Here is a 25536-nt window from a genome sequence, read left to right as displayed (position 1 = left end):
TAGTAAATCTAATAATTTTTATGATTTATAAGAATTTCTAATAACTCGAGGGTGGCATGGAAGGACTGGATTATCGCTGGATACAGGCGCTGGATGCCGTGGTGTCTCAGCGAGGCTTTGAGCGGGCGGCAGAAATGCTGTGCATCACTCAGTCTGCGGTCTCGCAACGGATAAAACAGCTGGAAAAACACATGGCTCAGCCACTGCTGGTGCGGGAGCAGCCACCCAGACCTACACCGGCTGGCCAGAAATTGCTGGGCCTGTACCGCCGTGTTCGTCTGCTGGAGCAAGAACTGCTGCCGGATATCCGGCCCGGGGAGCAAAGCCAGCCATTACAGATGTCCATTGCCTCGAATGCTGACAGTCTGGCTACCTGGTTGCTGCCAGCGCTTAGTCCGCTGCTCAGGCAACGACGTATCGAAATTAACCTGATGCTGGAAGATGAAAGCAGAACCCTGGACAGGTTACGCAGCGGGGAAGTGGTCGGGGCTATCAGTATGGAAGCCACGGCAATGCCCGGCTGTGTGTCTGATTACCTTGGCCGGATGGATTATCTGTGTGTTGCCAGCCCGGACTTCCAGGCAAGGTATTTTGCTGATGGGGTCGACCGCGAGGCGCTGATGCGCGCCCCGGCTGTGGCATTTGACCAGTATGACGACTTACATGAAGTCTTCATTCAGCAGCATTTTAATCTGCCTCGTGGCAGCGTGCTGACCCACAGAGTGCGTTCCTCAGAAGCCTTCGTCAAACTGGCGCTACAGGGCGTGGCATACTGCCTGATACCTAAAATACAGATAGAGTCAGAACTGGACAGTGGTGGGTTAGTCAACCTGACCCCGGGTATCATGCTGACACGCAGAATTTACTGGCATCACTGGGCGCTGGAAAGCGGCGTCTTTAGTGAAGTAACGGCTCAGTTACTGGATCATGCAAGAAAGCGTCTGCCCCAGTAGGAAGATCTGCCAGCAAGCGCATGTGATTATTGATAACTGACATTTTAATAAAATGATGTGCAAAATTTTTTGCGATCCAGGGATATTTTTTCTCTGTCCGGTGTCAAAAACAGCATAAGGCCAATGAGCTTCAACCTAACGTTATGATTTGGATGGTGTTATGAATAAAACCTTACTTGCTGTTTGTTTGAGTGGAGCGACACTGATCAGTCCGATGGCAATGGCAGAAGACAGTTTTCCCCGTCTGGAAACCATTGGTGTGGGGGAAATAACTGCTCAGCCAGACATGGCTGTTTTTACAGTAGCGGTTGAAGAAAATCGTAAAACGGCTCAGGAAGCAAAACAGGCAGCAGATAAAGCCGTTACGGCCTTTATGGACCGCTTGCAAAAAAGCGGCGTAAAACGGGCGGATATCGAAAGCGCTAACATTTATCTGCATCCGCAGTATCACAGCAGCAATGATGCCCCCCCTGAACTGGTGGGTTATCAGGCTACGCGTCAGGTTACTGTGACAGTCCGGGATTTGGAAAAGCTGAATACCTATCTGGACAGGGCGCTGGGTGACGGCATCAACCGGATTCAGAATATCGAGTTGAAAGTCAGTGATGCCGAGAAGTATATGGAACAAGCCCGTCAGGCAGCCATAAAAGATGCACAGAGTAAGGCCAAGTCACTGGCGCAAGGCTTTGATACCGATATCGATGGAGTGTGGAACATCCGTTATTTTGATCCTATGCCTCGTCCTGTCATGGGACACATGAAAATGGATGCGGCGATGGAAACTCAGGCTACCTATCAGGATGCCGAGATTACTTTCCGTGACAGAGTGGAAGTGGTTTTTCGTCTGGAAAAATAATTCAGCGAGCCAGATAGCAAAAAGCTCACCTCAGGGTGAGCTTTTTGGTTTCAGGGGGCAGAATTAATGCAGAATACGGGCACGGATCGTACCGTCGATCGCCTTCAGCTTATTCAGTGCCTCTTCTGAGCGTTCGGTCTCAACGTCAATCACCACATAACCCAGTTCAGGGCTGGTTTGCAGGTACTGTGCTGCGATGTTAATACCTTCAGAAGCGAAAATGGTGGTGATCTGATTCAGGATTCCCGGACGGTTTTCATGAATGTGAAGCAGACGCGAACAGCCACGGTGCTCAGGTAAAGACACCTCAGGGAAGCCAACGGCCGACACGGTTGAACCGTTGTCTGAGTATTTCACTATTTTGCCAGCCACTTCGATACCAATGTTTTGCTGGGCTTCCTGAGTCGAGCCACCGATGTGCGGGGTCAGGATAACGTTATCAAAGCGTGTCAGAGGTGACTCGAACAGATCTTTGTTGGTTTTAGGCTCAACCGGGAAGACGTCAATCGCCGCACCGGCCAGATGCTTGCTTTCCAGTGCGCTGCACAATGCATCTATGTCGACGACTGTGCCGCGAGCGGCATTGATAAAGATCGAACCCGGCTTCATGCGCGCGAACTCTTCGGCACCCATCAGGTTCTGAGTGTCCAGTGTCTCAGGTACGTGCAGGCTGATGACATCGGATTTATTGAGCAGCTCGCTCAGGGAATCCACCTGGGTTGCGTTACCTAAGGTCAGCTTGTTTTCGATGTCATAGAAATACACATCCATACCCAGGTTTTCAGCCAGAATACTGAGCTGAGTCCCGATATGGCCATAGCCTATGATACCCAGCTTCTTACCCCGGGCTTCATAGGAGGAATCAGCTGTTTTTTGCCACTCACCACGGTGTGCTTTGGCATTTTTTTCCGGAATGCCGCGCAGTAACAGGAGAATTTCACCCAGTACCAGTTCGGCCACACTGCGGGTATTGGAGAAGGGAGCGTTAAAAACAGGAATACCACGACGGTTGGCTTCAGTCAGATCAACCTGATTGGTACCAATGCAGAAGCAACCAACAGCAATCAGCTTTTTGGCCGCATCAAAGACTTCTGCCGTCAGCTGGGTACGGGAGCGAATACCAACAAAGTGGGCATCTTTGATCGCCTCAAGCAGTTCATCACCCGCCAGCGAACCTTTGTGATATTCAATATTCTCGTAGCCTGCTTGTGTGAGCACTTCAAGCGCAGAGGGGTGAACGCCTTCCAGCAGCAGAATTTTAATCTTGTCTTTATCCAGTGAAACTTTTGCCATGGTCCTTTTCCTTAAAAACAACAGGGATTCCATACAGCGGGCAGGATATCGTGTGCATGCAACAGCACATTGTGATGTCGCACGGTGACAGGCGTACATCCTGTGTTGCCGTCTGGTGAGCTTAAACGATTGCGTTCACATTAAAGTATCAAAAATTTCGATGAAGTGGCGAGAATATTACGAAATGGATAATAAAAAACGGCATATATTATGCCGTTTAGTCATCAAGCCTTATGAATCGCGCTGAAACTGTTATTTAGTGACAGTTTTCACGCCATCAGGAGAACCTACCAGCAGGACATCCGCACCGCGCCGGGCAAAAAGCCCCACAGTGACCACGCCTGGCAGTGCATTAATCTTATTCTCCAGATCTTTTGGGTCGGTGATCTTCAGATTGTGCACATCTAAGATGATATTGCCGTTATCTGTGATGACACCTTCACGGTATACAGGATCGCCGCCCAGCTTCACTAACTCACGGCCAATGTAGGAACGGGCCATGGGAATGACTTCGACCGGTAAAGGAAAAGTACCTAATACATCGACTTCCTTGGTGTTGTCGACGATACAGATGAATTTCTTGGCAATGGCCGCCACAATTTTTTCACGTGTCAGTGCCGCACCGCCACCTTTGATCATGTCAAAGTCAGGGTTGATTTCGTCTGCACCATCCACGTAGATATCCAGCGCAGACACTTCATTGGCATCAAATACCGGAATACCGATAGCTTCCAGACGCTGTGTTGATGCAACAGAGCTGGACACTGCACCTTTAATTTCTTCTTTGCGAGTTGCCAGCGCATCGATGAAGTGATTGACGGTGGAGCCGGTACCAACACCTACAATGCTGTCTTTGGTCACGTAGTCCAGGGCTGCCCAGCCAGCCGCTTTTTTCATTTCATCTTGTGTCATGCTTTTTCCTTGTGATGGCCTATGGATTGCGGAGCGCTGATTATAGCCGACCATTGATACTCTGGCAGGTTAAAATCATGATGAAGATCCCTGTTTAGGTAACTGGCACCGGGATGTTTACCAGTGATGGTGTGCCGAGGGGGTGATAATGGCTGGCAGTGGCACATCCCAGGCTTCTGCCGGCAGATGCCGGACCTGCTGGCAGTCGTGGGCCAGTCCGAGGGGGCGAGGACCTGCGCCATTATAATGCCACTGGCTTAATGTGCGGTCGTAGTATCCGCCCCCCATGCCTAACCGTTGTCCCTGCTCATCAAAAGCGACAAGAGGGGTACAGATCAGATCCAATTCGTGAACGGGTTTCACCAGGCGGACATCCAGCACAGGTTCTGCAATGCCATAGCGGTTACAATGCATTTTCGTTTCTGGCCGATAATGCAGAAATAATAAGTGACCTTTGCTGAAGGGATGTAACACGGGCAGATAGACGTTCTTGTTCTGGTGCCACAGCCATTCGATTAACGGTTCGGTATCTAACTCACCGTCATTGTTGAGGTATAAAGCCACATGCTGCGACTGGCGAACCTCTCTGAGCTGACAAAAGCGGCTCAGCACAGCCTTACTTGCCTGTTCTTGTTGTTGCGGGGTCAGGGCCTGGCGCTTAAGGCGAACCTGCTGGCGAAGTTGCTGGCGTGTGGTTTGGGTTGTTTGTGCCGTGAAGCCTTGCGGGTGAGATGCATCCATAACATTCTATGCCTGTCGTCGCCTGCTCAAAGAGAGAACTGCTGGCTGTGAGCAGAATAGAAAAAAGAGGGGGGTGCCCCAAGGTGCCGTTGCGAATGGTAGCCCTTGAACCAGACGTTCAAGGTGGATCGGCAACATTAACCGTAGGCTTCTCAGTCGTGCTGAGCATGCTCAATAGCTAATAAAAGCAAATCCTGGTTTTTTGCTTATCGGCTCGGGGACGTCGATTCGCTGACGCACACCCCAGGGTCAATCCATTATCAACGTTGCGGTTGATTTTGCAATGCCTCTGTCAGAGTTTCTGTTATTTGACCGATGCGCTCGGACAAAGAATCGGCATTGCTGTTAAATTCTTTTCGTTCGTTATGCAGTTCACTGCATATGTTGAGCCCGGTAAACATCAGTAGCTGCTCCGGGTTGGATATTTTGGTTCGCTGTGACAGTTCATTCAGGCGATTGTCAAAGTCCGCCGCGGCTGCACGTAACGCTGTTTCCTGGCCAACGGGGCAATTTACCTTAATGGTACGGCCTAAAATTTCAATTTCAACTGCCTGCGAGCTCATAGCTGTTTTGTATCCGTGTCAGTCACTGTGAATTCGTGAAGCGAAGATCGGCCGCTAATATAGAAAAAGCCTATTTAACTTGCAAGCATGCGACCTGTCTGCATGAACGACCCGCAAGAGAGATGACAAATCTTCATCATTTCGGTGTTATTTTTGCCAAAGGGCCGATGAATGACAGTAAAAATATCGACTCAATCAACCGCCTTTTGCTTTAGGTTAGCCTGAATCCAGCCTTAGTGGTAGCATATCACAAACCCATCTGACACCAATCTTATTAAGGTGAAAAAGCCCATGAGCGAAGTAAAGTTGCCGGCTTATGAAGCGGTTGAAGCCGCGCTGAAAAGTCAGTCTCTGGCGGTTACGCCCTCAGAATTACACGGATTACTGACGGGTATGCTGTGCGGAGGGTTACCCGCTGTCGGTGAACATTGGATTGGTCCGATCTCAGATTACGCCAATAATGGCGAGTCTCTGGACGGTGATGCAAGAACGCTGACACAAAACCTGGTGGAGATTACTTCGAAGGAATTGGCTGGTACGGGTTTTGACGCGTCTTTGCTACTGCCAGATGATGATGCCGATTTGATGGTGCGGGCGGAAGCTCTGAGTGAATGGGTTAACTGTTTTTTGTCCGGATTGGGTCTGATGGGACTGAATCAAGAAAAGCTGCCAGCTTCAGTGCAGGAAGCATTGGGCGATTTGCAGGATATAGCACAGCTTGGCATCGATGATGAAGATGATCTGGAAGAGCAGGCGGCATTGTTTGAGCAGGTCATAGAGCATGTTCGAATGTGCACCCTGACCTGTTACTTCGAGCTGGTGTCACGACACCAGTCTGGGCAGAGCGATGCGCCAACGCTGCACTGACAGGGCAGGTTTGAGGTAGGACAGACGTGAAGCAGTATGATGTTGTCATTGCGGGCGGAGCCATGACAGGTGCCAGCCTTGCCCTTGCGCTAGATACCCTGAGCCAGGGTAAATTGCGTATTGCCGTTGTTGAAGCGGTTTCTCCTGAACAGACAGGCCATCCCGGCTATGATGCCCGCAGTATTGCCATGTCTTTAGGCTCCGTCCGGTTAATGGAGCAACTTGGTCTCTGGTCATCCCTGGCGGATGACGCCACGGCCATCTCTCGTATTCATGTGTCTGATCGCGGCCATTCCGGGTTAGCCCGTATGTCAGCCAGTGAGTACGGTATCAGTGCGCTGGGCTATGTGATTGAACTGGCGCAGGCGGGTTCTGTGTTCCTCGAGCAGTTGTTGCAAAGATCGGCGATTGATCTGTTTTGCCCGGCCAGAATCCATACGCTGCATCGTGAGCAGGATGTGGTCAGTTTGCAGCTCTCTACTGACGAATCTCTGCAGGCCAGGTTACTGGTGGCGGCCGATGGCGGCGTGTCCGGCTGCTGCGCGCAATTGGGCATAGGCCATCAGAGTGTGGACTTTGAACAGGTCGCCGTGATTGCCAATATTTCTACCGCTTTGTCTCATCAGGGCGAAGCCTTTGAGCGATTCACGCCTTATGGTCCCCTGGCCTTGTTGCCGATGAGTCACGGACGAAGCTCGCTGGTATGGTGCATATCGCCAGAACAGCAGCAGGAAGTGATGGGGTGGGACGACGAGACGTTTCTGGCGCAATTACAGGCCGCCTTTGGCTGGCGCATGGGCAAGATGGAAAGAACAGGTCAGCGATTTGCCTATCCGCTGAGTCTGCGTCAGGCTGAGCGCCGGGTTTCTCACCGTTTTGCCGTGATCGGCAATGCCGCTCAGACACTGCATCCGATAGCCGGGCAGGGGTTTAATCTGGGCTTGCGTGATGTTGTGACCCTGGCAGAAGAGGTGGTTGCCGGCTATCAGGCCGGTGAAGATCCGGGTTCAACGGCGGTTTTAAGCCGCTTTCGTCAGCGTCGGGAGCCAGACCAGACAGCCACGGTGGCGATGACAACCTGCCTGGTGAAACTGTTTGCAAATGAACACTGGCCTTTGGTTGCCGGACGTAATGCCGGCCTGATGGCGATGAGTGTAATGGATACAATTAAAGCGCCGCTCATGAAGCGAGCGATGGGACAGGTAGACAGATAATCATGATGCAAAATGTGGATATAGCCATTATCGGTGGCGGTATGGTTGGCTTAACGCTGGCCGCAGCTCTGGCAGACACCGATCTCCGTATTGCCGTCATTGAAGGCCGCTTGCCCGAACCTGAACTGGCCCCGTTACCGGATGTCCGAGTCTCTGCATTAAGCCGTGCCAGTGAGCGGATTTTGCGCCGTATCGGTGCCTGGCAAGGCATGGCGGAGCGCCGAATCAGCCCTTATCAACAAATGGATGTCTGGGAGCAGGACAGCTTTGCCGATATCAGCTTTGATGCAGCCTCTCTGGCGCAGCCTGATCTTGGTCATATCGTTGAGAATCGCGTGATCCAGCTGGCATTGCTGGACAAAGTGAATGCTCAGCCCAATGTGGCTATGATTGCCCCGGTGCGCTGCCAGCAGATGGTTGTTGGCGAGCGTGAAGCCTGGCTGACACTGGACAATGGCCAAAGCCTGACGGCCAAACTGGTCGTGGGGGCGGATGGTGCCAATTCATGGGTGCGCAGCCAGATGGATATTCCGCTGACTCACTGGGATTATGGTCATCACGCCATTGTTGCCAATATCCGCTGCGCAGAACCTCATGCACAAACCGCCCGGCAAATTTTCACACCGGACGGCCCTTTGGCATTTTTGCCCTTGTCTGAGCCGGATCTGTGCTCGATCGTGTGGTCAGTTTCCCCGCAGAAGGCGGAAGACTTAATGGCCCTGGATGCCGACAGCTTCAGCCATCAGTTGTCAGCGGCGTTCGATTGCCGGTTGGGAGTGTGCCGTCTGGAAGGTGAACGTCAGTCCGTGCCGCTGAAAATGCGTTATGCCCGTGATTTTGTCCGTGACCGCGTGGCACTCATTGGTGATGCCGCGCACACAATTCATCCGCTGGCCGGGCAAGGGGTGAATCTTGGTTTGCTGGATGCGGCCAGTCTGGCGGAGACTGTGAGTGCGTTATGGCGTCAGGACAAGGATATAGGTGCCCGACAGCATCTGCGTTATTTCGAACGCTGGCGAAAAGCCGAAGCGGCGAAAATGATTGCGGCTATGCAAGCATTCAGGGAGTTGTTTGCAGGCAGCCATCCGGCGAAAAAGCTAATCCGCGATGTGGGATTGTTGCTGGTTAATCATGCGCCGGGGGTTAAAGATCAGTTTATGCGCCGTGCCCTGGGGCTGAGCGGAGAATTGCCGGCATTAGCCAAGGCTGAATAAGGCCAATTTAACTGAATGCTAATTCTGAAAAAGCCGTCTCGGTAAGAGGCGGTTTTTTTTTGTGCGTGTAATTGCTTTCAATCTGTTTTTTTTCTCCTACAGTAATAACAGTTAGGCAAGACGAAGCCTTTGTAAGGGAAGGTTAGACCTCTTTTTGTGAACATATCGGCGCCGCCGTTTTGGTAAGGATCTACTTATGGCTCATATTCCTTCTGAATTGAAATTCACCAATACTCATGAATGGGTACGTCCTGAAGGGGACGGTATCTATACTGTCGGCATTACAGATCACGCGCAGCAAATGCTGGGGGATATGGTCTTTGTTGATCTACCGGAAGTAGACAGAGTAACAGAGGCCGGCGAAGAGTTTGCGGTGGCGGAATCAGTGAAAGCGGCGTCAGATGTGTATGCGCCTATATCCGGTGTAGTGGTGGCGATCAATGAAGACCTTGAATTGTCTCCTGAGCTGGTGAATAACGATCCGTATGGAGATGGCTGGCTGATCCAGATAAAAGCCGACGATGAAGGTGAGTTGGATGAATTGCTGGATGCCGAAGGATATCAGGAGTTTACCTCTGAAGACGAGTGATATCAGCTAAGCTTAATAATCAGGCCGGTGACTGGACCGGCCTGACATATGGCTATCAGGCCGCTTCTTTAAGCCGGCGGATCTCCATATTTACTTCTTTCACGGTCTTGAAATGACGTTGTTCTGCCTTTACGGGCACTTTGAGCAGCCCGTTGTCAAATTCATACCCGCCACGACCGTCAATGTATAAGCGGCCACTGAATAGCCTGCTAACGTGTTTGGCTACCAGTTTCGGTAAATATTGTTTAAACATGCGCATAATGATGAGCAACCTTGCCTTATTTCTATTGTTGTTGTGTTTATATCGCGGCCATTATAGAGAAATGATTATGAAATATTTGTGATACTCTCAGCATAATATTTATGTAAAATCCTGTGTTGGTGTAATTAATTTTTACATATCTGTCATTGCGCAGAGTATTATTCTGAATTGCTGTGTGGATACTCAATTAAAACAGGGCGGTTTTCAGGGAAATGCAACTCAGGAGGTATTAATTTTTATTGTTTTTAATCAGTGCTTTATGTGATCTTGTCCGTTCAGACTGGCTGACGGTTACAGTATTTGCAGCAGGAATGTATTGGTGTTTTTTTGTACATAAGCATGAGGCTAAGACAGCAAAAAAGTATTTTCTGCTAACCCGTGCAACTGCTCTGATCTGTGCGTTAAATTGCGGAAAGGATGAATGGTTACGCAAAAAATGGAAGCGAGGCCCGTTTTTGACTAGCGGCAGATATCGCCATACAGCGGTTTACACAGCTGAACCAGATCTTGCATTGCCAATTCAATTCCCGCCATTCGATTACCACTGCTGATATTGACTGTCTGATAGTGAGAGAGTGACAGATCAAAAACCACAGGCAGCGGCTGTCTGAGCCCGACAGGGGCAACGGTGCCGATAGTCAGCCCGGTGACTTCTTCAACGTCTTGGGCGTCTGCGCAGGTCATCCGGCGACAGCCAAATAAGGTGCGGACTTTTTTAGGATCAACTTGTCTGGTGCCGGGGACACACGCCAGAACGTGTAATCCGCCCATATCCCGCAGCAAAATTGATTTTACCATCCGATGGGGTTCTACGCCCCGCGCTTCAGCGGCTTCCTGTATGGTGCGGGCAGGCTTGTTATGAGGAAGCAGCAGGAAGTTAATCCCTTCCTGCTGCAGGTAACGCGTGATAGGTGTATCGAGCATTATGCCTCTTCATCCAGTGAATACGGCAGGGGCAGTTGTTGCCACTGGTTTTCAGGCTCGGCAGCCAGACGAAAAGCCGTGTTTTCCTCCAGATCGTTTGGCAGTACGACCAAAGCCAGAGACTGTTGATCACTGAACTGATAGCCGGCAATGATTGTGCCGCCTTTGCGCCAGTTGTCACCGACACTGCGTTCCAGCACATCCCCGGCTTTTGGACAGTGTTCGGCCTGACCAGAGACAATATACATCGCCCGTTTGTTGATGCCGCGCCATTTGGCTCTGGCGACCGTTTCCTGGCCCGTATAACAGCCTTTTTTGAAGCTGATACCGTTAAGTGCCTGCAAGTTCATGGATTGTGGAATAAACTCCAGCTCGGTTTCGGTATCAATACGGGGCAGGGCCTGACGAATATCGTACAGATCCCAGAGTGAGTCATCTGACAACACGGCCTTGGCGGCGATTGTTTCTGCGATCTCGCCTGCTACCGAACTATCAACCGCCAGGAGCCAGCGTTGGGCATCAATTTTCACCGCGGTACCTTTGTCAAATGCCCGTACCTCTCCCTCACCACCCAGCACACTGTCTATAGTGGCTTGTGCCTGCTCACCCGTCAGGCCCAGTAAGACGTCTGTACTGGCTTCTATGGTGGTTTTTGAAAAGATGGCGTACTTCTTCAGCTCAGGTAATTGGGTGTCCATGACACTTTTACGTTGCAGCCAGCCCAGACCGTCCCTGTGATGAAAGAGGCGGAAAATGGTGCGCATCTTACCTTTGGCGTCACAGTGGGCGCCGAGCGTTGAATTTCTGGCATCCAGAGACACCACATCGCAGGTGACTTGTCCCTGCAGATAGGAAATGCTGTCCTGACCAACCAGAGTCACCAGTCCCCAATGGGTGAGATTTACCAGGGCAAGTGATGGCAGAGGAGCGTCAGCGGAAAGTGAAAGTGTGTCGAATTGCAAATTATCTGACCAGGTGCTCATAGTCGAATCCGTCGTTGATAAGGAAAGCTGACTTCAGCCTTCAGAAAAGCTTCGAATAAGCGCTATGTTATCGATCTGGCTGAGCTTTGTCAGCCTGCAAGCAAAAGTACCTGAGTTTTTGTGTCGGGTATTATCACGACCAGCTCTCATTTTGTTGTGCCATATGTGACTGCAGATAGTCGGCAGGAAAACTGGCTGGTAGTATTGCCGCAGAATGAACACCACCAGGAGTTGAGGTTGGAAATGATAGGTGCAGACGATAAAGCACGAATTAGATGGGCCTGCCGTCGTGGCATGCTGGAGCTGGACGTTATTATCATGCCGTTCTTTGAAGAGTGCTTTGATGATTTAAACCCGCAGGATCGCCAGGATTTTGTATCTTTACTGACATGCGATGATCCGGACCTGTTCAACTGGCTGATGGAGCACGGACGCAGTACTAACCCTGCGCATGCTGCAATGGTGGACAAGATTGTTGCCCACAACAAGAGCAAGCTTCGCTAACCTTACGCTTTACCCTTCTTCTCTCTTGCTTGCCGCTTTAACCGGAGCATATCTGGCAGTGGCAAGCCTGCTGTCTTTTCTGATGCTTGCCGATGTGCTGCCCGTGCCTTTGTGGTGGCTGTGTTGTGAATGGCTGTGGGGCGAGTACCTCTGCGCCAGAATCCAGCTCGCTTCCCTTCATGGCACGCTGATGTTATTTGATGACCGGCATATTGAATGGCAGCACTGCCGCTGGCAATTGATGCATACCCGTGTGCTGACCTCCCGGTTACTGGTTATCGAGTTGAAACACACCCATCAGTATTACTGGCTTGCTGTCAGCCGTGATGCCTGCTCAGACAAAGATTTCCGTATGCTGAGCCTCTTTTGCCGTACCTGCTGAGGGTAAGGGTGACATTGATTGCCGTTATTAACTGGTTCTGGAAGTAATGTCATTCTTAAACAGACTGTTTTTACAGTATTGCGCCTAGAAAACAGCACGGAGTAATATTCTGCTTCATATTTGGTGTAATTGATAGGTTGGGGATTTATAATGCCTTTTTAGTTTCTCGGTGTATAAACCGCTGACATTTTATGCTTTTAAGGGATTTTGTGTAATGAAGGTTAGGCATAAGCTGCTGGGGCTGGCAGGGTTAAGTATCACAGCTATTTTTTTATTGTTTGGAATCAACAGTTATACCAATCATAAGCTCCTAAGTATGGAAGAGGCCGGCAGCCAGCTTGATCAGTTGGAAGTCACTTTGCTTAACCTCAGGCGAAACGAGAAAGATTTTCTGGCCCGCATGGATCTTAAGTACCTTAAGACCTTCAATGACAATTACGGTAAATTTCAGTCGCAGTTGGTGCAGTTACAGCAAGATTTGAGCACTTTGTCGGTTCATCTGCCGCAAGTGGCATCTTTGCAGAGCCAGATACATGATTATCATGCAGGTATGCAGGCAGTGGTCTCGGGTTATCAGACGCTGGGACTGACAGCTTCAGAAGGAATATATCAGTCACTGTATCAAAGCGGCGAGCAGTTAATGGCAGTGGGTTCCGGGAGTACTCAGGCCTTGAATACTTATCGTTTGATTCTGACTGCAAAACTATTTGCAGCGACCGATGATAAAAGGTTGCTGGCGGACTATCAGGCACATGTCGCGCAATACGGGGATCTGCTTGATAAGCAGTTAGGTAAAGATTACCGTGAATTTAATCAGGTATTTAATCAACTGGTGGCACAGAAAACCCGAATTGGTCTGACTCATAAAGACGGCCTCAGAGGACAGATCCGCACGCTATCTCATCAGGTTGAGGCTGAATTCGGACAAATGCAGCAACAGATAGATAAAGAAGCTGACCAGGTAAAGAATTCAATAAACCGCATGACCTGGCTCTTTGTCGCGCTCATCATGACAGGACTGAGCGTACTTTCATGGAAAATCAGCGCGTCTATTTTGGCCCCGGTTGAGCGCTTGAGTCGCTTAATGAATCGTATTGCAACCAGTCATGATCTTACTCTAAACGCTGATACGACAGGTAACGATGAGCTTGCCGCTATGGGGACGCATTTTAATTATCTGCTGAACAGCTTACGCAAGCTGGTTGGTGATGTTCAGTCTGCAGTATCTGAACTGGGTGCGGCTTCTTCCCAGCTTCAGCGTCGCAGTCAGGACGCAGAGCAGGCATTGGCAGCCCAATTGGTGGACAGTGATTCTGTGGCGGCGGCCAGTACAGAAATGCAAGCGACAATCAGCGAAGTGGCTCACATTACCCATGAAGCCGCAGCGCAGACGGGCCGAAGCCATAATGAAGCTACGCAGGGGTTAGCGGAGGTTGTCGAAACGCGTTCACGGATCGATCAGCTATCAGCAGGGCTGGCACAGAGTAGCCGGGAAGTCTCCAGCCTTTCCGGTTTATCAGACAGTATCGGTTCAGTGGTTGTGGTGATTAAAAACATTGCTGAGCAAACCAACCTGCTGGCATTGAATGCAGCCATTGAAGCCGCCCGGGCTGGTGAGCAGGGACGAGGATTTGCAGTCGTTGCTGATGAAGTACGATCTCTGGCAATGCGCACCCAGCAGTCAACGCAGGAAATTACCAGTATTATCAGTTCACTGCAGCAGCAGACGGAGCAAGTGGTCAGTCATATTGAGCACTGCCGGGCACAAGGGGATGACAGTGTGGCTCAGGCGCAAAGCGCGGAGGCTAAGATCCGAACCGTGATTGCCGATATGCAGCGGATACTGGATTCCAGCACGCAAATTGCCGCGGCGGTGGAGCAGCAGAGCCAGGTGTCTGACGATATTGGATCGCGTGTGGTGTCGATCCGCGATGTCACCAATAGCAATGTGGTAGTGGTACAGGAAAATGTGCAGGCGGCCCACTCTGTTTCCGTGCAGGCACAAACCTTATCGCAGGCCATTAAAACGTACCAAGTATGAGCTGAGCGCTGAGTAGGGCAGATAGAATAAACGGGAGCCTGTGTGGCTCCCGTAAGTATTGTTTTTATTGCGGATGGCGCGGGTCCAGTATGGTGGGTGACAGCGTCTCCAGCATATCCGGATAATCCAGGGTGTAATGCAGGCCCCGGCTTTCTTTTCGCTCCAGCGCACAGCGCACCATCAGCTCGGCGACCTGCAGCAGGTTACGCAGCTCCAGCAGGTTGTTGGACACCCTGAAGTTACTGTAGTACTCATCAATTTCCTGCTTCAGTAACTGTATCCGGCGCATGGCTCGCTCCAGGCGTTTGGTGGTACGTACTATGCCGACATAGTCCCACATGAACAGACGCAATTCATGCCAGTTGTGCTGAATCACAACTTCCTCATCTGAATTGGAGACTTTACTTTCATCCCACTGCGGGATGGATGACGGTAAGGTCACTTCATTGAGATGCTGGCTGATGTGATTAGCAGCAGACCAGGCATACACCACACACTCCAGCAGCGAGTTGGATGCCATGCGGTTGGCACCGTGCAGGCCGGTATAACTGACTTCGCCAATAGCATATAAGCCGCTCAGGTCCGTTTGTCCTTGCCTGTCGACCATGACTCCGCCGCAGGTATAGTGGGCGGCCGGGACGACGGGAATGGCATCTTTGGTAATGTCGATACCGTAGCCGAGCAGTTTCTCGTAGATGGTCGGAAAGTGCTTGGTCACAAAATCAGCGGGCTTATGGCTGATATCCAGATACATGCAATCTGCACCCAGTCGCTTCATCTCATAGTCGATCGCACGGGCAACGACGTCCCGCGGGGCCAGTTCGGCACGCTCGTCAAACTCCTGCATGAAGCGGGAGCCATCCGGACGGCGCAGATACGCACCTTCGCCACGCAGAGCTTCGGTCAGCAGGAAATTACGCGCTTCTGGATGGAAAAGGCAGGTCGGATGAAATTGATTAAACTCCAGATTTGCAACGCGACAGCCAGCACGCCAGGCCATGGCGATGCCATCACCGGATGAAACATCCGGGTTCGAGGTATACTGATAGACCTTAGAAGCCCCGCCGGTGGCCAGCACCACGAATTTGGCCCGCACGGTTTCGACGGATTCACGCTGGCGGTTCCAGATGTAAGCGCCGAGAACCCGGTTGGGCGCATCGGTCTGACCTATTTTATGGCTGGTGATCAGATCCAGCGCATTATGGCGCTCCAGCACTTCAATATTCGGATGGTTGTGAACATTGTCCTGCAGCGACATTTGCATGGCCATGCCTGTCGCATCGGCCGCGTGCAGAATCCGGCGGTGGCTGTGGCCGCCTTCGCGTGTCAGGTGGTAGCGAGGATGATCGTCGGTGCTGTTGTCTTCCTGATCAAAGGGCACCCCGGCATCTATCAGCCATTGCACGCAATCGCGCGCATTTTCAGCAATGAAGCGAACCACTTCTTCATCACAAAGATGGGCACCGGCAATCTGAGTATCTTCAACATGAGAGTCCACACTGTCTGTTTCATCAAAAACAGCAGCGATACCGCCCTGAGCATAGTAAGTCGCCCCTTCACTCCGTGGGCCTTTACTCAGGACGAGCACTTTACACATCGGAGCCAGACGCAAGGCCAGAGACAGGCCTGCTGCGCCGCTACCGATGACCAGGACGTCACAACTGTGTTCTCGGTTCTCGTTCATATTGATCTCATATCCCTGTGGTAAGCTCGCCATATTACCAAAAAACCCTTTATGTGGGGCTTTTTTGATCTGTAAAACTAGGTAAGGCAAATTGCCCCTGACGGTGTAGATCTGCCAGAATGAATGGCAGTTGCACCCGGACGAATGTGCCAGTAAGGTGTGCGGGAACTTTGCGCTTTTTTTGGGGTCAGTAATTCTTTAGGCTTCTATGTCCATAGAATATAAATAGTTCTGAACACAGGATGGGTAAATTGGCTGCATCCGGTACGGTTCAGAGCAGAGATGACCTTGTCACAGACAGAGGAGTACACGCTCGAATGAGCGAGCAGTTAACTGACCAGGCACTGATTGAGCGAGTACAACGAGGGGACAAGCAAGCCTTTAATTTACTGGTCGTAAAGTACCAGAACAAGGTTTGTAACCTTATTGCCCGTTATGTTGGCAATTCCGGTGATGTGCCGGATGTGGCGCAGGAAGCCTTTATCAAAGCTTACCGTGCGCTACCGTCTTTTCGTGGGGAAAGTGCATTTTATACTTGGCTATATCGCATAGCTGTGAACACAGCAAAAAATTACTTGGTGGCTCAGGGGCGCCGTCCGCCTGCAACAGACGTGGATGCGGAAGATGCCGAGTACTATGAAAATGGCAGTGCATTAAAAGAAATTTCGAACCCTGAGAACCAAATGTTGTCAGATGAATTGAAGCGGGTGGTATTCAGTACCATAGAAAGCCTCCCGGATGATTTGAAAACCGCAATTACGCTTCGCGAACTTGAAGGATTGAGTTACGAGGAAATTGCGGAAGTCATGGGCTGTCCGGTGGGTACGGTACGTTCCCGTATTTTCCGGGCTCGGGAGGCGGTAGAGAAACGTATTGCCCCCCTAATGCAGCGCTAATATTTGGGCCAAACGGTGACAAAGATGGCTGATAAAGAAAAGATTTCGGCTTTGCTTGATGGTGAAGACGTTGATCAAAGTATCATAAACCAGCTTCTGGTGGATGATAATGCAAAGCAAAGCTGGCAAGCTTATCAATTGATGAGCGATGTCATGCACGGTGAAGCGCCGGGGCATCCCAAGTGGGATATCGCCGGAAACGTGGCGATGGCGCTCGACAATGAACCCGCGCACAGCCTTGCTGATGCAGACAGCGTCGCGGCGTCGGCGAATGTCGTGTCTCTGCCGCATGTGGAGCAACCCAAGCCCCATCTGGCACGTCGCACTATGCCAGCCTGGCTGACACAATTTGGTCAGGTGGCATTAGCTGCCTGTGTTTCTTTGGCAGTGATTGTCGGCGTACAACAATATAACGGTGGTGAAGAGGCTGGGTTAGCGAGTGATGCTAATACTCAGGTGCCTGTTTTACAGACCATTCCTTTTGCCGGAACTGCTGAACCAGTCAGCCTGACGCGGGATTCTGTTCGTACCCGGACCGAATCGCCAAGCGAAGCACAACTGATGGAACAAAGACGTCGTATTAATGCGATGTTGCAGGACTATGAGTTGCAACTGCGCCTGAATGCGGAAGATGGCAGTCTGGATAGAACCCTGTTGGAATCACACTGATTCGTGGCGGTGATATGAAGAAAATTCTGGTCGGTGCTCTGACACTGGTCAGCTTGGCTATGCCTTGGCAAGCCTCTGCGGAAGAAGACGCTATGACTTCTGCAGAGGCTTTGTTGCATCAAATGGATCAGGCAACCAGGCAGTTGAGCTATGAGGTGTCTTACATCCTCATCAAGAAAAACAGTATTGAACCCTTACGCTATCGCCATGCGGTAGAAGATGGGAAGACATTTGCACATCTGGTTTATCTCAGCGGCCCGCCGCGTGAGGTGATTCAGCGTGGCAAAGAAGTCAGTTACTTTGAGCCCGGGCTGGACCCGTTTACCATCGACAGTAATCGCATGGTGGCTCCTTTGCCACCGATTATGCGCACCAACGTGGCTGAGCTGGCCCAGTTTTATGATTTCATCCCCATGGGGCGCTCCCGCGAAGCGGGAACAGCCTGTGATGTGGTACGTATCGCGCCCAAAGACGGCGCCCGCTATTCCTACCTGCTGTGGATGGACACCCGTTCTCATTTAGTCTTGCGGGCAGATTTACTGGATCGGGATGGTGAGCCTTTAGAGCAGTACCGTGCAGTGTCTTTTGTCGTGAATGACAAAGTGGCCGATATACTGGAAAGCCTGAAATCAGTGAAACTGCCGGAGGTGGTTCAGTTACCGCCACAGCCGCAGGTGGAGTTGTCCTGGCAGGTCGACTGGCTGCCGCTGGGTTTTGAAAGTATTTCGCATAACCGGCACCGCCTGATGCTGACTGAGCGTCTGGTTGAAAGCCAGATGTATACGGACGGGCTGTTTAGTTTCTCTATTTATGTCTCGGCAGCAGATGGTTTCAGTGTGCGTGAGCAACTGGTTCGCCAGGGGCGTCGAACGCTGCACAGCCAGTTACTGAAAGATAAAGAGATCACGGTAGTCGGTGACATACCACCGGCAACGGCACGCCGGGTGGCGGAATCGGTCTCTTTTCAGGGAGCCAGTCAGCCATGATGCATTCACTGGCCACAGTCGTGGCCGTTGATAAAAAGCAGATCACTGTCAGTTGTCAGCAGCAAACCAGCTGCGGATCTTGTGCCTCGCAAAACAGCTGTGGCACAGGCGTGGTTAGCAAAGTGTTGCCCGGTCGCCAGCATCAACTGACCTTGTCGACGTCCCATATTACTGAGTCTATCCACATCGGGCAGCTGGTCGAAATAGGGTTATCTGAGCGCAGCGTGCTGCAATCGGCACTGTTGGTCTACGTGCTGCCGCTGTTATGTATGTTACTGGGGACTTTGCTGGGCCAGTGGTGGTTTGTCGAACTGGCCGGTGGCGGCGAAGGAGGCGTGATTGCCTGCGCCCTTGCGGGCGGGGCGATAGGACTGTTGATTGCACGATATCGCGCCAGAAGATTATCGGCCCTGGGGGATTATCAACCCAGCCTGATCCGGGTACTCGGAAAACCTGTTGCGCAAGGGCTGGAAACAAATGCACTATCGAAAGATAGCAGCAGCCGTTGAAATTCGGTAGAATCTGCCAACTTGATCGTAAGATCCCATTCATTTTTTAATCACGAGTTAGTCACGCCAATTCATGAAGCACATTCGTAACTTTTCGATTATTGCACATATCGACCACGGTAAGTCGACGTTATCTGACCGCTTGATTCAAGTCTGCGGTGGCCTTTCCGATCGTGAAATGGCTGCGCAAGTCCTTGACTCAATGGATCTTGAACGTGAACGTGGCATCACCATCAAGGCCCAGAGCGTGACGCTCAATTACACGGCAAAAGATGGTGAAACCTATCAACTCAACTTTATCGACACCCCGGGGCACGTAGACTTTTCCTATGAAGTCTCCCGTTCGCTGGCGGCCTGTGAAGGTGCGCTGCTGGTGGTCGATGCCGGTCAGGGTGTGGAAGCCCAGACACTGGCTAACTGTTATACCGCGATTGAAATGGATCTGGAAGTTGTGCCGATCCTGAATAAAATCGATCTGCCAGCCGCTGATCCTGAGCGTGTCGCGGAAGAAATTGAAGAAATCGTCGGTATCGATGCGTTAGAAGCCACCCGCTGCTCCGCCAAAACCGGTCTGGGCGTTGACGAGGTGCTGGAAAATATCGTGCGCTCAATCCCTGCGCCGGAAGGCGATCCGGATGCGCCGCCACAGGCGCTGATCATCGACTCCTGGTTTGATAACTACCTCGGTGTTGTCTCTCTGGTCCGCATTAAAAACGGCGCCCTGAAGAAGAACGATAAGATCAAGGTCATGAGCACAGGGCAGACCTGGAACGTTGACCGTATCGGTATCTTTACCCCGAAACAGGTGGATAAAGACATCCTGAGGACGGGCGAAGTGGGCTGGGTGGTCTGTGGTATTAAAGACATACTGGGCGCGCCGGTGGGCGATACCCTGACACTGGCGAAGAATGGCTGTGAAAAGGCGCTGCCAGGCTTTAAGAAAGTGAAACCTCAGGTGTATGCAGGCCTGTTCCCGGTATCGTCTGACGATTATGAGAACTTCCGTGATGCACTGGGCAAGCTGAGCCTGAATGATGCCTCGCTGTTCTACGAGCCAGAAAGTTCTGCCGCTCTGGGCTTTGGCTTCCGTTGTGGTTTCCTGGGCATGCTGCACATGGAAATTATTCAGGAGCGTCTGGAGCGTGAATACGATCTGGATCTGATCACCACAGCACCGACTGTTGTGTATGAGGTGAAGAAGAGTAACGGCGACATGCTGTATGTTGACAGCCCGGCCAAACTGCCGCCTATCAATGATATTGAAGTCATTGGTGAGCCAATTGCCCGCTGTAACATTCTGGTGCCAAGTGAATACCTGGGTAACGTGATCACACTGTGTGTGGAAAAACGCGGCTCTCAGGTCGACATGGTTTACCACGGTAACCAGGTTGCGCTGACGTATGACATTCCGATGTCAGAAGTGGTACTGGATTTCTTCGACCGCCTGAAGTCGACATCGCGCGGCTATGCGTCTCTGGATTATGGCTTCCAGCGTTATCAGGAATCCGACATGGTTCGGGTAGATATCCTGTTAAACGGCGATCGTGTTGATGCACTGGCTATTATTACCCATAAAGATCATGCGCAATCGCGTGGTCGTGATGTGGTTGAGAAAATGAGAGAGTTCATTCCTCGCCAGATGTTTGATATTGCGATTCAGGCAGCGATCGGTAACCACATTATTGCTCGCTCGACCGTGAAACAGCTACGCAAAAACGTTATCGCCAAGTGTTACGGTGGTGACGTGAGCCGTAAGAAAAAGCTGCTGCAGAAGCAGAAAGAAGGTAAAAAGCGAATGAAGCAGATCGGCAATGTCGAACTGCCGCAGGAAGCCTTCCTTGCCATACTGCATGTAGGTAAAGACAAATAATTCGAGTCCGCCTTCCGCCGCATTATGCGGCGGAATGGTTAGGGTCATCAGACCCTGAGAGACCATGAAAAATTCATCATAGGGACATTAGGAACAGCAATGGCAAATCTGTTTTCGTTAATTTTAGTGCTGGCAACCATAGTGACCGGGATTATCTGGGCACTGGATCGGTTCCTCTGGGCACCTAAGCGTCAGTTGAAAATCGACGCAGCGGCGGCCAATGCCGGTGGTCAGGTGGATGCTAAAACCTTAGAAGCCGTTGCGCCTCAGCCAGGTTGGGTTGAATCCACCAGCTCTATGTTCCCTGTGATAGCAATTATCATGGTATTTCGCTCGTTTATATATGAGCCGTTCCAGATCCCATCCGGATCGATGATGCCGACATTGCTGGTTGGCGATTTCATTCTGGTTGAAAAATTTGCTTATGGTCTGCGCGATCCTGTATTCCGTCATAAACTGGTGGAAACCGGTGAACCTGAACGTGGAGACATTGCTGTCTTCAAATACCCGGTAAACACTAACGTGGATTACATTAAACGCGTTGTGGGATTACCGGGCGATTTAGTTCGCTATAGTGACAATAAGCAGATCTGTATTGCACCCAAAGGCACCACAGAATGTAAACCTGTCATGATGAGCCAGATGCACGACAGTGACTTTGTTCAGAACAGAACCCGGCTGATCCAGTTTACTGAGCAGCTTGGTGAGGCGAAACATGACATTCTGATCCATCCGCTAAGGCCGAATCAGACGTTTGATTATCAACCGCGTCCCGGACTGGCTGAGTGGGTGGTGCCTGAAGGTCACTACTTTGTTATGGGTGACAATCGTGATAACAGTGCTGACAGCCGCTACTGGGGATTCGTGCCGGAAGCAAATCTGGTTGGCAAGGCGGTCGGGATCTGGATCAGCTTTGAATTTGAACGAAGTGCCGATAGTGTACTTCCCTCTTGGATTCCTACCGGTGTGCGCTTCAGCCGCATCGGAGGCATAGACTGATCGGGAAAAAATGACATCTCCTGTACAAAGACTCCAGCGTAAGCTGGGACACGAATTTAAGAACAGCGAATTACTCACCCTGGCGCTGACACACAGAAGCGCCAACGGGACGCACAACGAGCGTCTGGAGTTCCTGGGTGACTCTATCCTGAGCTTTGTAATTGCCGATGAGCTATATCATCGCTTCCCTAAGGTCGACGAAGGCGATATGAGCCGGATGCGCGCCACACTGGTTCGGGGTAAAACGCTGGCTGAGTTAGGCCGCGAATTCGAGCTGGGTGACCATCTGCTGCTGGGCCCGGGCGAACTGAAAAGTGGCGGTTATCGCCGCGATTCCATTCTGGCTGACTGTGTCGAAGCCATAATTGGGGCAATTTACCTCGACAGTGATATCGAATGTGTCCGCCATATCGTTTTGAGCTGGTATCAGAGTCGTCTGGACACCATACAACCCGGTATAAACCAGAAAGACCCGAAAACCCGTCTGCAGGAGTGCCTTCAGGGGCGTCGTTTGCCGCTTCCGGCATATACTGTAACTAAGGTGCAGGGTGAAGCACACAATCAGGAATTCACTGTACAGTGCGACGTCTCGGGGCTGGATAACCCTGTGGTTGGTAAAGGCGGTAGTCGGCGCAAGGCTGAGCAGGCTGCGGCAGAACTGGCATTGAAGCAGTTAGAATCATGACAGATAAAACACATTGTGGCTTTATTGCCATCGTTGGCCGTCCGAATGTCGGTAAATCAACACTGCTGAACCGTCTGGTTGGGCAGAAGTTGTCGATCACCTCGCGTAAACCGCAGACCACCCGCCACCGGATTATGGGCGTGGATACCCGAGACGGCTATCAGGCTGTGTATGTGGATACCCCCGGGCTGCATATCGAGGAAAAGCGCACCATTAACCGCCTGATGAACCGTGCGGCCAGCAGCTCGCTGACCGATGTCGAATTGGTGCTGTTTCTGGTAGACGGCACCATGTGGACGCCGGACGATGAAATGGTGCTCAACAAGCTGGCAAAAAGCGGCCTGCCTGTGGTGCTGCTGGTCAACAAAGTCGATAACGTCAAAATGAAGTACGATCTGTTCCCGCACATGCAGGAACTGGCGAAAAAAATGGACTTTAAGGCCATTGTCCCTATTGCGGCCAAACACGGTACCGGTATTGATGATGTCGAGAAGATAGTCCGCGATTGTCTGCCGGAAGGGGAATATTACTTCCCGGAAGAGTACGTGACCGATCGCTCGCAGCGCTTTATGGCTTCCGAAATTATCCGTGAAAAGCTGATGCGGTTTACCGGCGAAGAACTGCCGTATTCTGTGACGGTTGAAATTGAACGCTTTGACTACAATCCGGAAACCGATGGCTTTGATATCAACGGCCTGATTCTGGTTGAGCGTAAAGGTCAGAAGAAGATGGTGATAGGCAAGGGTGGCGAGAAAATCAAAACCATTGGCCGCGAAGCCCGTCTGGACATGGAAGATCTGTTCGAGCGCAAGGTGTACCTTGAGCTGTGGGTGAAAGTGAAATCCGGTTGGGCAGATGACGAACGCGCCCTGCGTAGTCTTGGCTATATCGACGATCTTTAAGGACAGCGATGGAAGGGCTGCAGCGCTGTTTTGTTCTGCACTCTCGTCACTACAGTGAGACGAGCCTGATCCTGGACGTCTTCAGCGAAGAGTCCGGCCGGATCACCCTGATGGCTAAAGGTGCCCGCCGTAAGCGCTCCAATCTCAAAGGAGCGCTTCAGCCATTTACCCCACTATTCATTAAATGGACTGGCCGTGGCAGTATGCCGGTGCTGACCCATGCCGAACCTATCAGTATCGGGCTGCCCATGCGCAGCTATATCCTGTATTCCGCCTTGTATGTGAATGAGATCCTGGCCCGGGTGCTGGAAGTTCAGACGCCTTATCCAGCGCTGTTTCTGGATTATCTCAATGTATTGCGGGAGCTTGCTCAGGCAGACAATCCCGAACCGGCATTACGGCGTTTTGAGCTGGCATTGCTGGATCACTTGGGCTACGGGGTGGATTTCCTTCATTGTGCAGGCAGCGGGCTGCCTGTTGACGATGAAATGACCTATAACTATCGGGAGCAAAAAGGGTTTATTGCTTCTTTGGTTGCCGGCCAGCTGACGTTTACCGGTCGACAACTCAAAGCCATTGCCGCCCGGCATTTTGAAACCCAGGATCAGCTCAGGGCCGCAAAGCGCTTTACACGCATGGCCCTGAAACCGTATCTTGGCAGCAAACCATTAAAAAGCAGGGAATTGTTTATCCCTAGAGGAAGGAGTACCGCTACATGAAGAATATACTGCTCGGCGTCAATATCGACCACGTTGCAACTTTGCGTAATGCCCGCGGCACCCGGTATCCGGATCCGGTGCATGCAGCTGAAGTGGCAGAACGCGCAGGCGCTGATGGTATTACCATTCATTTACGCGAAGACCGTCGTCATATTACTGACCGCGATGTCCGTATTCTGCGTGACACCATTCAGACGCGTATGAATCTGGAAATGGCAGTGACCGATGAGATGGTGCAAATAGCACTGGACACTCAACCTGAGTTCGTCTGCTTAGTGCCGGAAAAGCGCGAAGAGCTGACCACAGAAGGCGGTCTGGATGTGGTGGGTCAGCTGGACAAAGTGAAAGCGGCGACCGAGAAACTCTCTGCTGCAGGTATTCTGGTTTCCCTGTTTATTGATGCAGATCGCGCGCAGATTGATGCCGCGGTGGCCTGTGGCGCACATTATATTGAGCTACACACAGGCCATTACGCTGATGCGACATCGGAAACTGAGCAACAGGCTGAGCTGAAGAAAATTGCCGCCGCCGCCAGTTACGCCCATGATCAGGGTATCAAGGTCAATGCCGGCCATGGCCTGACTTATCACAATGTCAAACCGATTGCGGCCCTGCCGGAGATTTACGAGCTCAATATTGGTCATGCCATCATCGGCCGCGCCGTGTTTGACGGCCTGCATAAAGCCGTGGCAGACATGAAAGCTGTGATGCTGGAAGCGCGCTGGTAACATGGCCATCGTCGGTCTGGGAACAGACATTGCTGAAATTGCCCGTGTCGAGCATGTACTCGACCGTGCCGGTGAGACGTTTGCCCGGCGGGTACTGACACCTGAAGAATTAATCATTTTCAGTCAGCATAAGCAGGCAGGCCGCTACCTGGCCAAGCGTTTTGCGGTCAAAGAAGCGGCCGCCAAAGCGCTGGGTACAGGCATAGCCTGTGGTGTTTCGTTTCAGGATTTTACTGTCACCAATAACGAACGTGGTAAGCCAGAGTTAACATTGGCCGGGAAAGCGGCCGAACTGGCCGCGCAGATGGCGGTCCGCCATATTCACCTGACTATTGCAGATGAAAAACACTATGCTGTCGCGACTGTGATTCTGGAAACGGGCTGACACTGCCATTCATCTGCCGGAAATAAAAAGGGAAACGTTGGTTTCCCTTTTTTGATGAAAAAACGGGGTGGGCCGGACCAGATTTGAAGTCAGGATCCAAAAAATGAGAAAAATTTCCAACTTATTGGCAAGGTGAAACACAGTTAACATGTAACATGCTGATTTATAAGTATTGATTTAATGGCGCAAATCTTGCTTTATCAAAT

Annotated in this window: 28 protein-coding genes and 1 other RNA gene; 20 read left to right on the top strand and 9 right to left on the bottom strand. The window is 51.3% G+C overall.

The features are described from left to right. The first annotated feature begins 56 nt into the window (after positions 1–56). On the top strand, positions 57–953 hold the full coding sequence (locus D6M16_RS18195; RefSeq protein WP_120513308.1) for a LysR family transcriptional regulator ArgP: 897 nt from the start codon (positions 57–59) through the stop codon (positions 951–953). A gap of 160 nt (positions 954–1113) precedes the next feature. Next, on the top strand, positions 1114–1809 hold the full coding sequence (locus D6M16_RS18190; protein WP_120513307.1) for an oxidative stress defense protein: 696 nt from the start codon (positions 1114–1116) through the stop codon (positions 1807–1809). A gap of 63 nt (positions 1810–1872) precedes the next feature. Here D6M16_RS18190 and serA read toward each other — a convergent pair whose 3' ends face one another. The 5 genes from serA to D6M16_RS18165 all read right to left on the bottom strand — a co-directional run bounded on the left by serA (position 1873) and on the right by D6M16_RS18165 (position 5318). Beyond that, positions 1873–3102, bottom strand: coding sequence for a phosphoglycerate dehydrogenase (gene serA / locus D6M16_RS18185; RefSeq protein ID WP_120513306.1), 1230 nt, complete (start codon positions 3100–3102; stop codon positions 1873–1875). A 252-nt stretch (positions 3103–3354) separates the two neighbouring features. Continuing rightward, positions 3355–4014: a ribose-5-phosphate isomerase RpiA gene (rpiA, locus tag D6M16_RS18180; protein ID WP_120513305.1), complete on the bottom strand. Its 660-nt coding sequence runs from the start codon at positions 4012–4014 to the stop codon at positions 3355–3357. A 117-nt stretch (positions 4015–4131) separates the two neighbouring features. Further along, the gene (locus D6M16_RS18175) at positions 4132–4755 is read right to left on the bottom strand and encodes a 5-formyltetrahydrofolate cyclo-ligase (protein ID WP_120513304.1); all 624 of its coding nucleotides are present in this window, start codon (positions 4753–4755) and stop codon (positions 4132–4134) included. A 71-nt stretch (positions 4756–4826) separates the two neighbouring features. Beyond that, positions 4827–5008, bottom strand: a non-coding RNA gene (gene ssrS, locus D6M16_RS18170) — 6S RNA. Between the two features lie 7 nt (positions 5009–5015). Then, positions 5016–5318, bottom strand: a complete 303-nt coding sequence (locus tag D6M16_RS18165; protein ID WP_027253588.1) for a cell division protein ZapA — start codon at positions 5316–5318, stop codon at positions 5016–5018. 291 nt (positions 5319–5609) lie between these two features. Between D6M16_RS18165 and D6M16_RS18160 the strand changes: the two genes are divergently transcribed. The 4 genes from D6M16_RS18160 to gcvH all read left to right on the top strand — a co-directional run bounded on the left by D6M16_RS18160 (position 5610) and on the right by gcvH (position 9202). After that, positions 5610–6185, top strand: a complete 576-nt coding sequence (locus D6M16_RS18160; protein WP_120513303.1) for a UPF0149 family protein — start codon at positions 5610–5612, stop codon at positions 6183–6185. Positions 6186–6211: 26 nt separating this feature from the next. Beyond that, on the top strand, positions 6212–7399 hold the full coding sequence (gene ubiH, locus D6M16_RS18155) for a 2-octaprenyl-6-methoxyphenyl hydroxylase (RefSeq protein WP_120513302.1): 1188 nt from the start codon (positions 6212–6214) through the stop codon (positions 7397–7399). 2 nt (positions 7400–7401) lie between these two features. Further along, the gene (locus D6M16_RS18150) at positions 7402–8613 is read left to right on the top strand and encodes an FAD-dependent 2-octaprenylphenol hydroxylase (protein ID WP_120513301.1); all 1212 of its coding nucleotides are present in this window, start codon (positions 7402–7404) and stop codon (positions 8611–8613) included. 205 nt (positions 8614–8818) lie between these two features. Continuing rightward, on the top strand, positions 8819–9202 hold the full coding sequence (gene gcvH / locus D6M16_RS18145; RefSeq protein ID WP_338048226.1) for a glycine cleavage system protein GcvH: 384 nt from the start codon (positions 8819–8821) through the stop codon (positions 9200–9202). A gap of 55 nt (positions 9203–9257) precedes the next feature. On the opposite strand, the gene D6M16_RS18140 is transcribed toward gcvH, so the two are convergent. From D6M16_RS18140 to ygfZ, 3 genes are all read right to left on the bottom strand, one after another. Further along, entirely contained in the window at positions 9258–9461 is a 204-nt protein-coding gene (locus tag D6M16_RS18140) for a DUF1107 domain-containing protein (RefSeq protein ID WP_120513299.1), read from the bottom strand. Positions 9462–9923: 462 nt separating this feature from the next. Beyond that, positions 9924–10388, bottom strand: a complete 465-nt coding sequence (locus tag D6M16_RS18135) for an aminoacyl-tRNA deacylase (RefSeq protein WP_120513298.1) — start codon at positions 10386–10388, stop codon at positions 9924–9926. Further along, entirely contained in the window at positions 10388–11371 is a 984-nt protein-coding gene (gene ygfZ, locus D6M16_RS18130; RefSeq protein ID WP_120513297.1) for a tRNA-modifying protein YgfZ, read from the bottom strand. Before ygfZ ends, D6M16_RS18135 begins: the two co-directional genes overlap by 1 nt. Before the next feature lie 243 nt (positions 11372–11614). Between ygfZ and D6M16_RS18125 the strand changes: the two genes are divergently transcribed. The 3 genes from D6M16_RS18125 (at position 11615) to D6M16_RS18115 (ending at position 14298) form a co-directional block, all read left to right on the top strand. Continuing rightward, a complete protein-coding gene (locus D6M16_RS18125; protein ID WP_120513499.1) occupies positions 11615–11875 on the top strand; it encodes an FAD assembly factor SdhE in 261 nt (86 codons plus the stop codon). Then, positions 11847–12257, top strand: a complete 411-nt coding sequence (locus D6M16_RS18120) for a protein YgfX (protein WP_162941107.1) — start codon at positions 11847–11849, stop codon at positions 12255–12257. Before D6M16_RS18125 ends, D6M16_RS18120 begins: the two co-directional genes overlap by 29 nt. 214 nt (positions 12258–12471) lie before the next feature. Then, a complete protein-coding gene (locus D6M16_RS18115) occupies positions 12472–14298 on the top strand; it encodes a methyl-accepting chemotaxis protein (protein WP_120513295.1) in 1827 nt (608 codons plus the stop codon). 64 nt (positions 14299–14362) lie between these two features. On the opposite strand, the gene nadB is transcribed toward D6M16_RS18115, so the two are convergent. Further along, the gene (gene nadB / locus D6M16_RS18110; protein ID WP_120513294.1) at positions 14363–15982 is read right to left on the bottom strand and encodes an L-aspartate oxidase; all 1620 of its coding nucleotides are present in this window, start codon (positions 15980–15982) and stop codon (positions 14363–14365) included. A 317-nt stretch (positions 15983–16299) separates the two neighbouring features. On the opposite strand from nadB, the gene rpoE reads away from it, so the two are divergent. The 11 genes from rpoE to acpS all read left to right on the top strand — a co-directional run bounded on the left by rpoE (position 16300) and on the right by acpS (position 25330). Further along, complete coding sequence (gene rpoE / locus D6M16_RS18105; RefSeq protein ID WP_027253576.1) at positions 16300–16878, top strand: RNA polymerase sigma factor RpoE; 579 nt, start codon at positions 16300–16302, stop codon at positions 16876–16878. A 24-nt stretch (positions 16879–16902) separates the two neighbouring features. Beyond that, on the top strand, positions 16903–17547 hold the full coding sequence (locus D6M16_RS18100; RefSeq protein ID WP_120513293.1) for a sigma-E factor negative regulatory protein: 645 nt from the start codon (positions 16903–16905) through the stop codon (positions 17545–17547). 14 nt (positions 17548–17561) lie between these two features. Beyond that, entirely contained in the window at positions 17562–18533 is a 972-nt protein-coding gene (gene rseB, locus D6M16_RS18095; protein WP_120513292.1) for a sigma-E factor regulatory protein RseB, read from the top strand. Then, positions 18530–19042, top strand: a complete 513-nt coding sequence (locus D6M16_RS18090) for a SoxR reducing system RseC family protein (RefSeq protein ID WP_120513291.1) — start codon at positions 18530–18532, stop codon at positions 19040–19042. The genes rseB and D6M16_RS18090 overlap by 4 nt, the downstream gene beginning before the upstream one ends. Positions 19043–19115: 73 nt before the next feature. Next, a complete protein-coding gene (gene lepA / locus D6M16_RS18085) occupies positions 19116–20912 on the top strand; it encodes a translation elongation factor 4 (protein WP_046222274.1) in 1797 nt (598 codons plus the stop codon). Positions 20913–21011: 99 nt separating this feature from the next. Beyond that, positions 21012–21911 (top strand): signal peptidase I, encoded by a 900-nt coding sequence (gene lepB, locus D6M16_RS18080; RefSeq protein ID WP_120513290.1) that lies wholly within the window; start codon positions 21012–21014, stop codon positions 21909–21911. Between the two features lie 10 nt (positions 21912–21921). Further along, complete coding sequence (gene rnc, locus D6M16_RS18075; protein WP_027253570.1) at positions 21922–22596, top strand: ribonuclease III; 675 nt, start codon at positions 21922–21924, stop codon at positions 22594–22596. Further along, entirely contained in the window at positions 22593–23498 is a 906-nt protein-coding gene (era, locus tag D6M16_RS18070) for a GTPase Era (protein WP_120513289.1), read from the top strand. The genes rnc and era overlap by 4 nt, the downstream gene beginning before the upstream one ends. A gap of 8 nt (positions 23499–23506) precedes the next feature. Next, positions 23507–24217 (top strand): DNA repair protein RecO, encoded by a 711-nt coding sequence (recO, locus tag D6M16_RS18065; RefSeq protein WP_120513288.1) that lies wholly within the window; start codon positions 23507–23509, stop codon positions 24215–24217. Continuing rightward, entirely contained in the window at positions 24214–24945 is a 732-nt protein-coding gene (pdxJ, locus tag D6M16_RS18060; RefSeq protein WP_120513287.1) for a pyridoxine 5'-phosphate synthase, read from the top strand. Before recO ends, pdxJ begins: the two co-directional genes overlap by 4 nt. 1 nt (position 24946) lies before the next feature. Continuing rightward, entirely contained in the window at positions 24947–25330 is a 384-nt protein-coding gene (gene acpS / locus D6M16_RS18055; RefSeq protein ID WP_120513286.1) for a holo-ACP synthase, read from the top strand. Positions 25331–25536: the final 206 nt, after the last annotated feature.

This window comes from Photobacterium salinisoli, assembly GCF_003614885.1.
GTDB lineage: Bacteria > Pseudomonadota > Gammaproteobacteria > Enterobacterales > Vibrionaceae > Photobacterium > Photobacterium salinisoli.
This window is presented reverse-complemented; position numbering and strand designations above follow the sequence as displayed.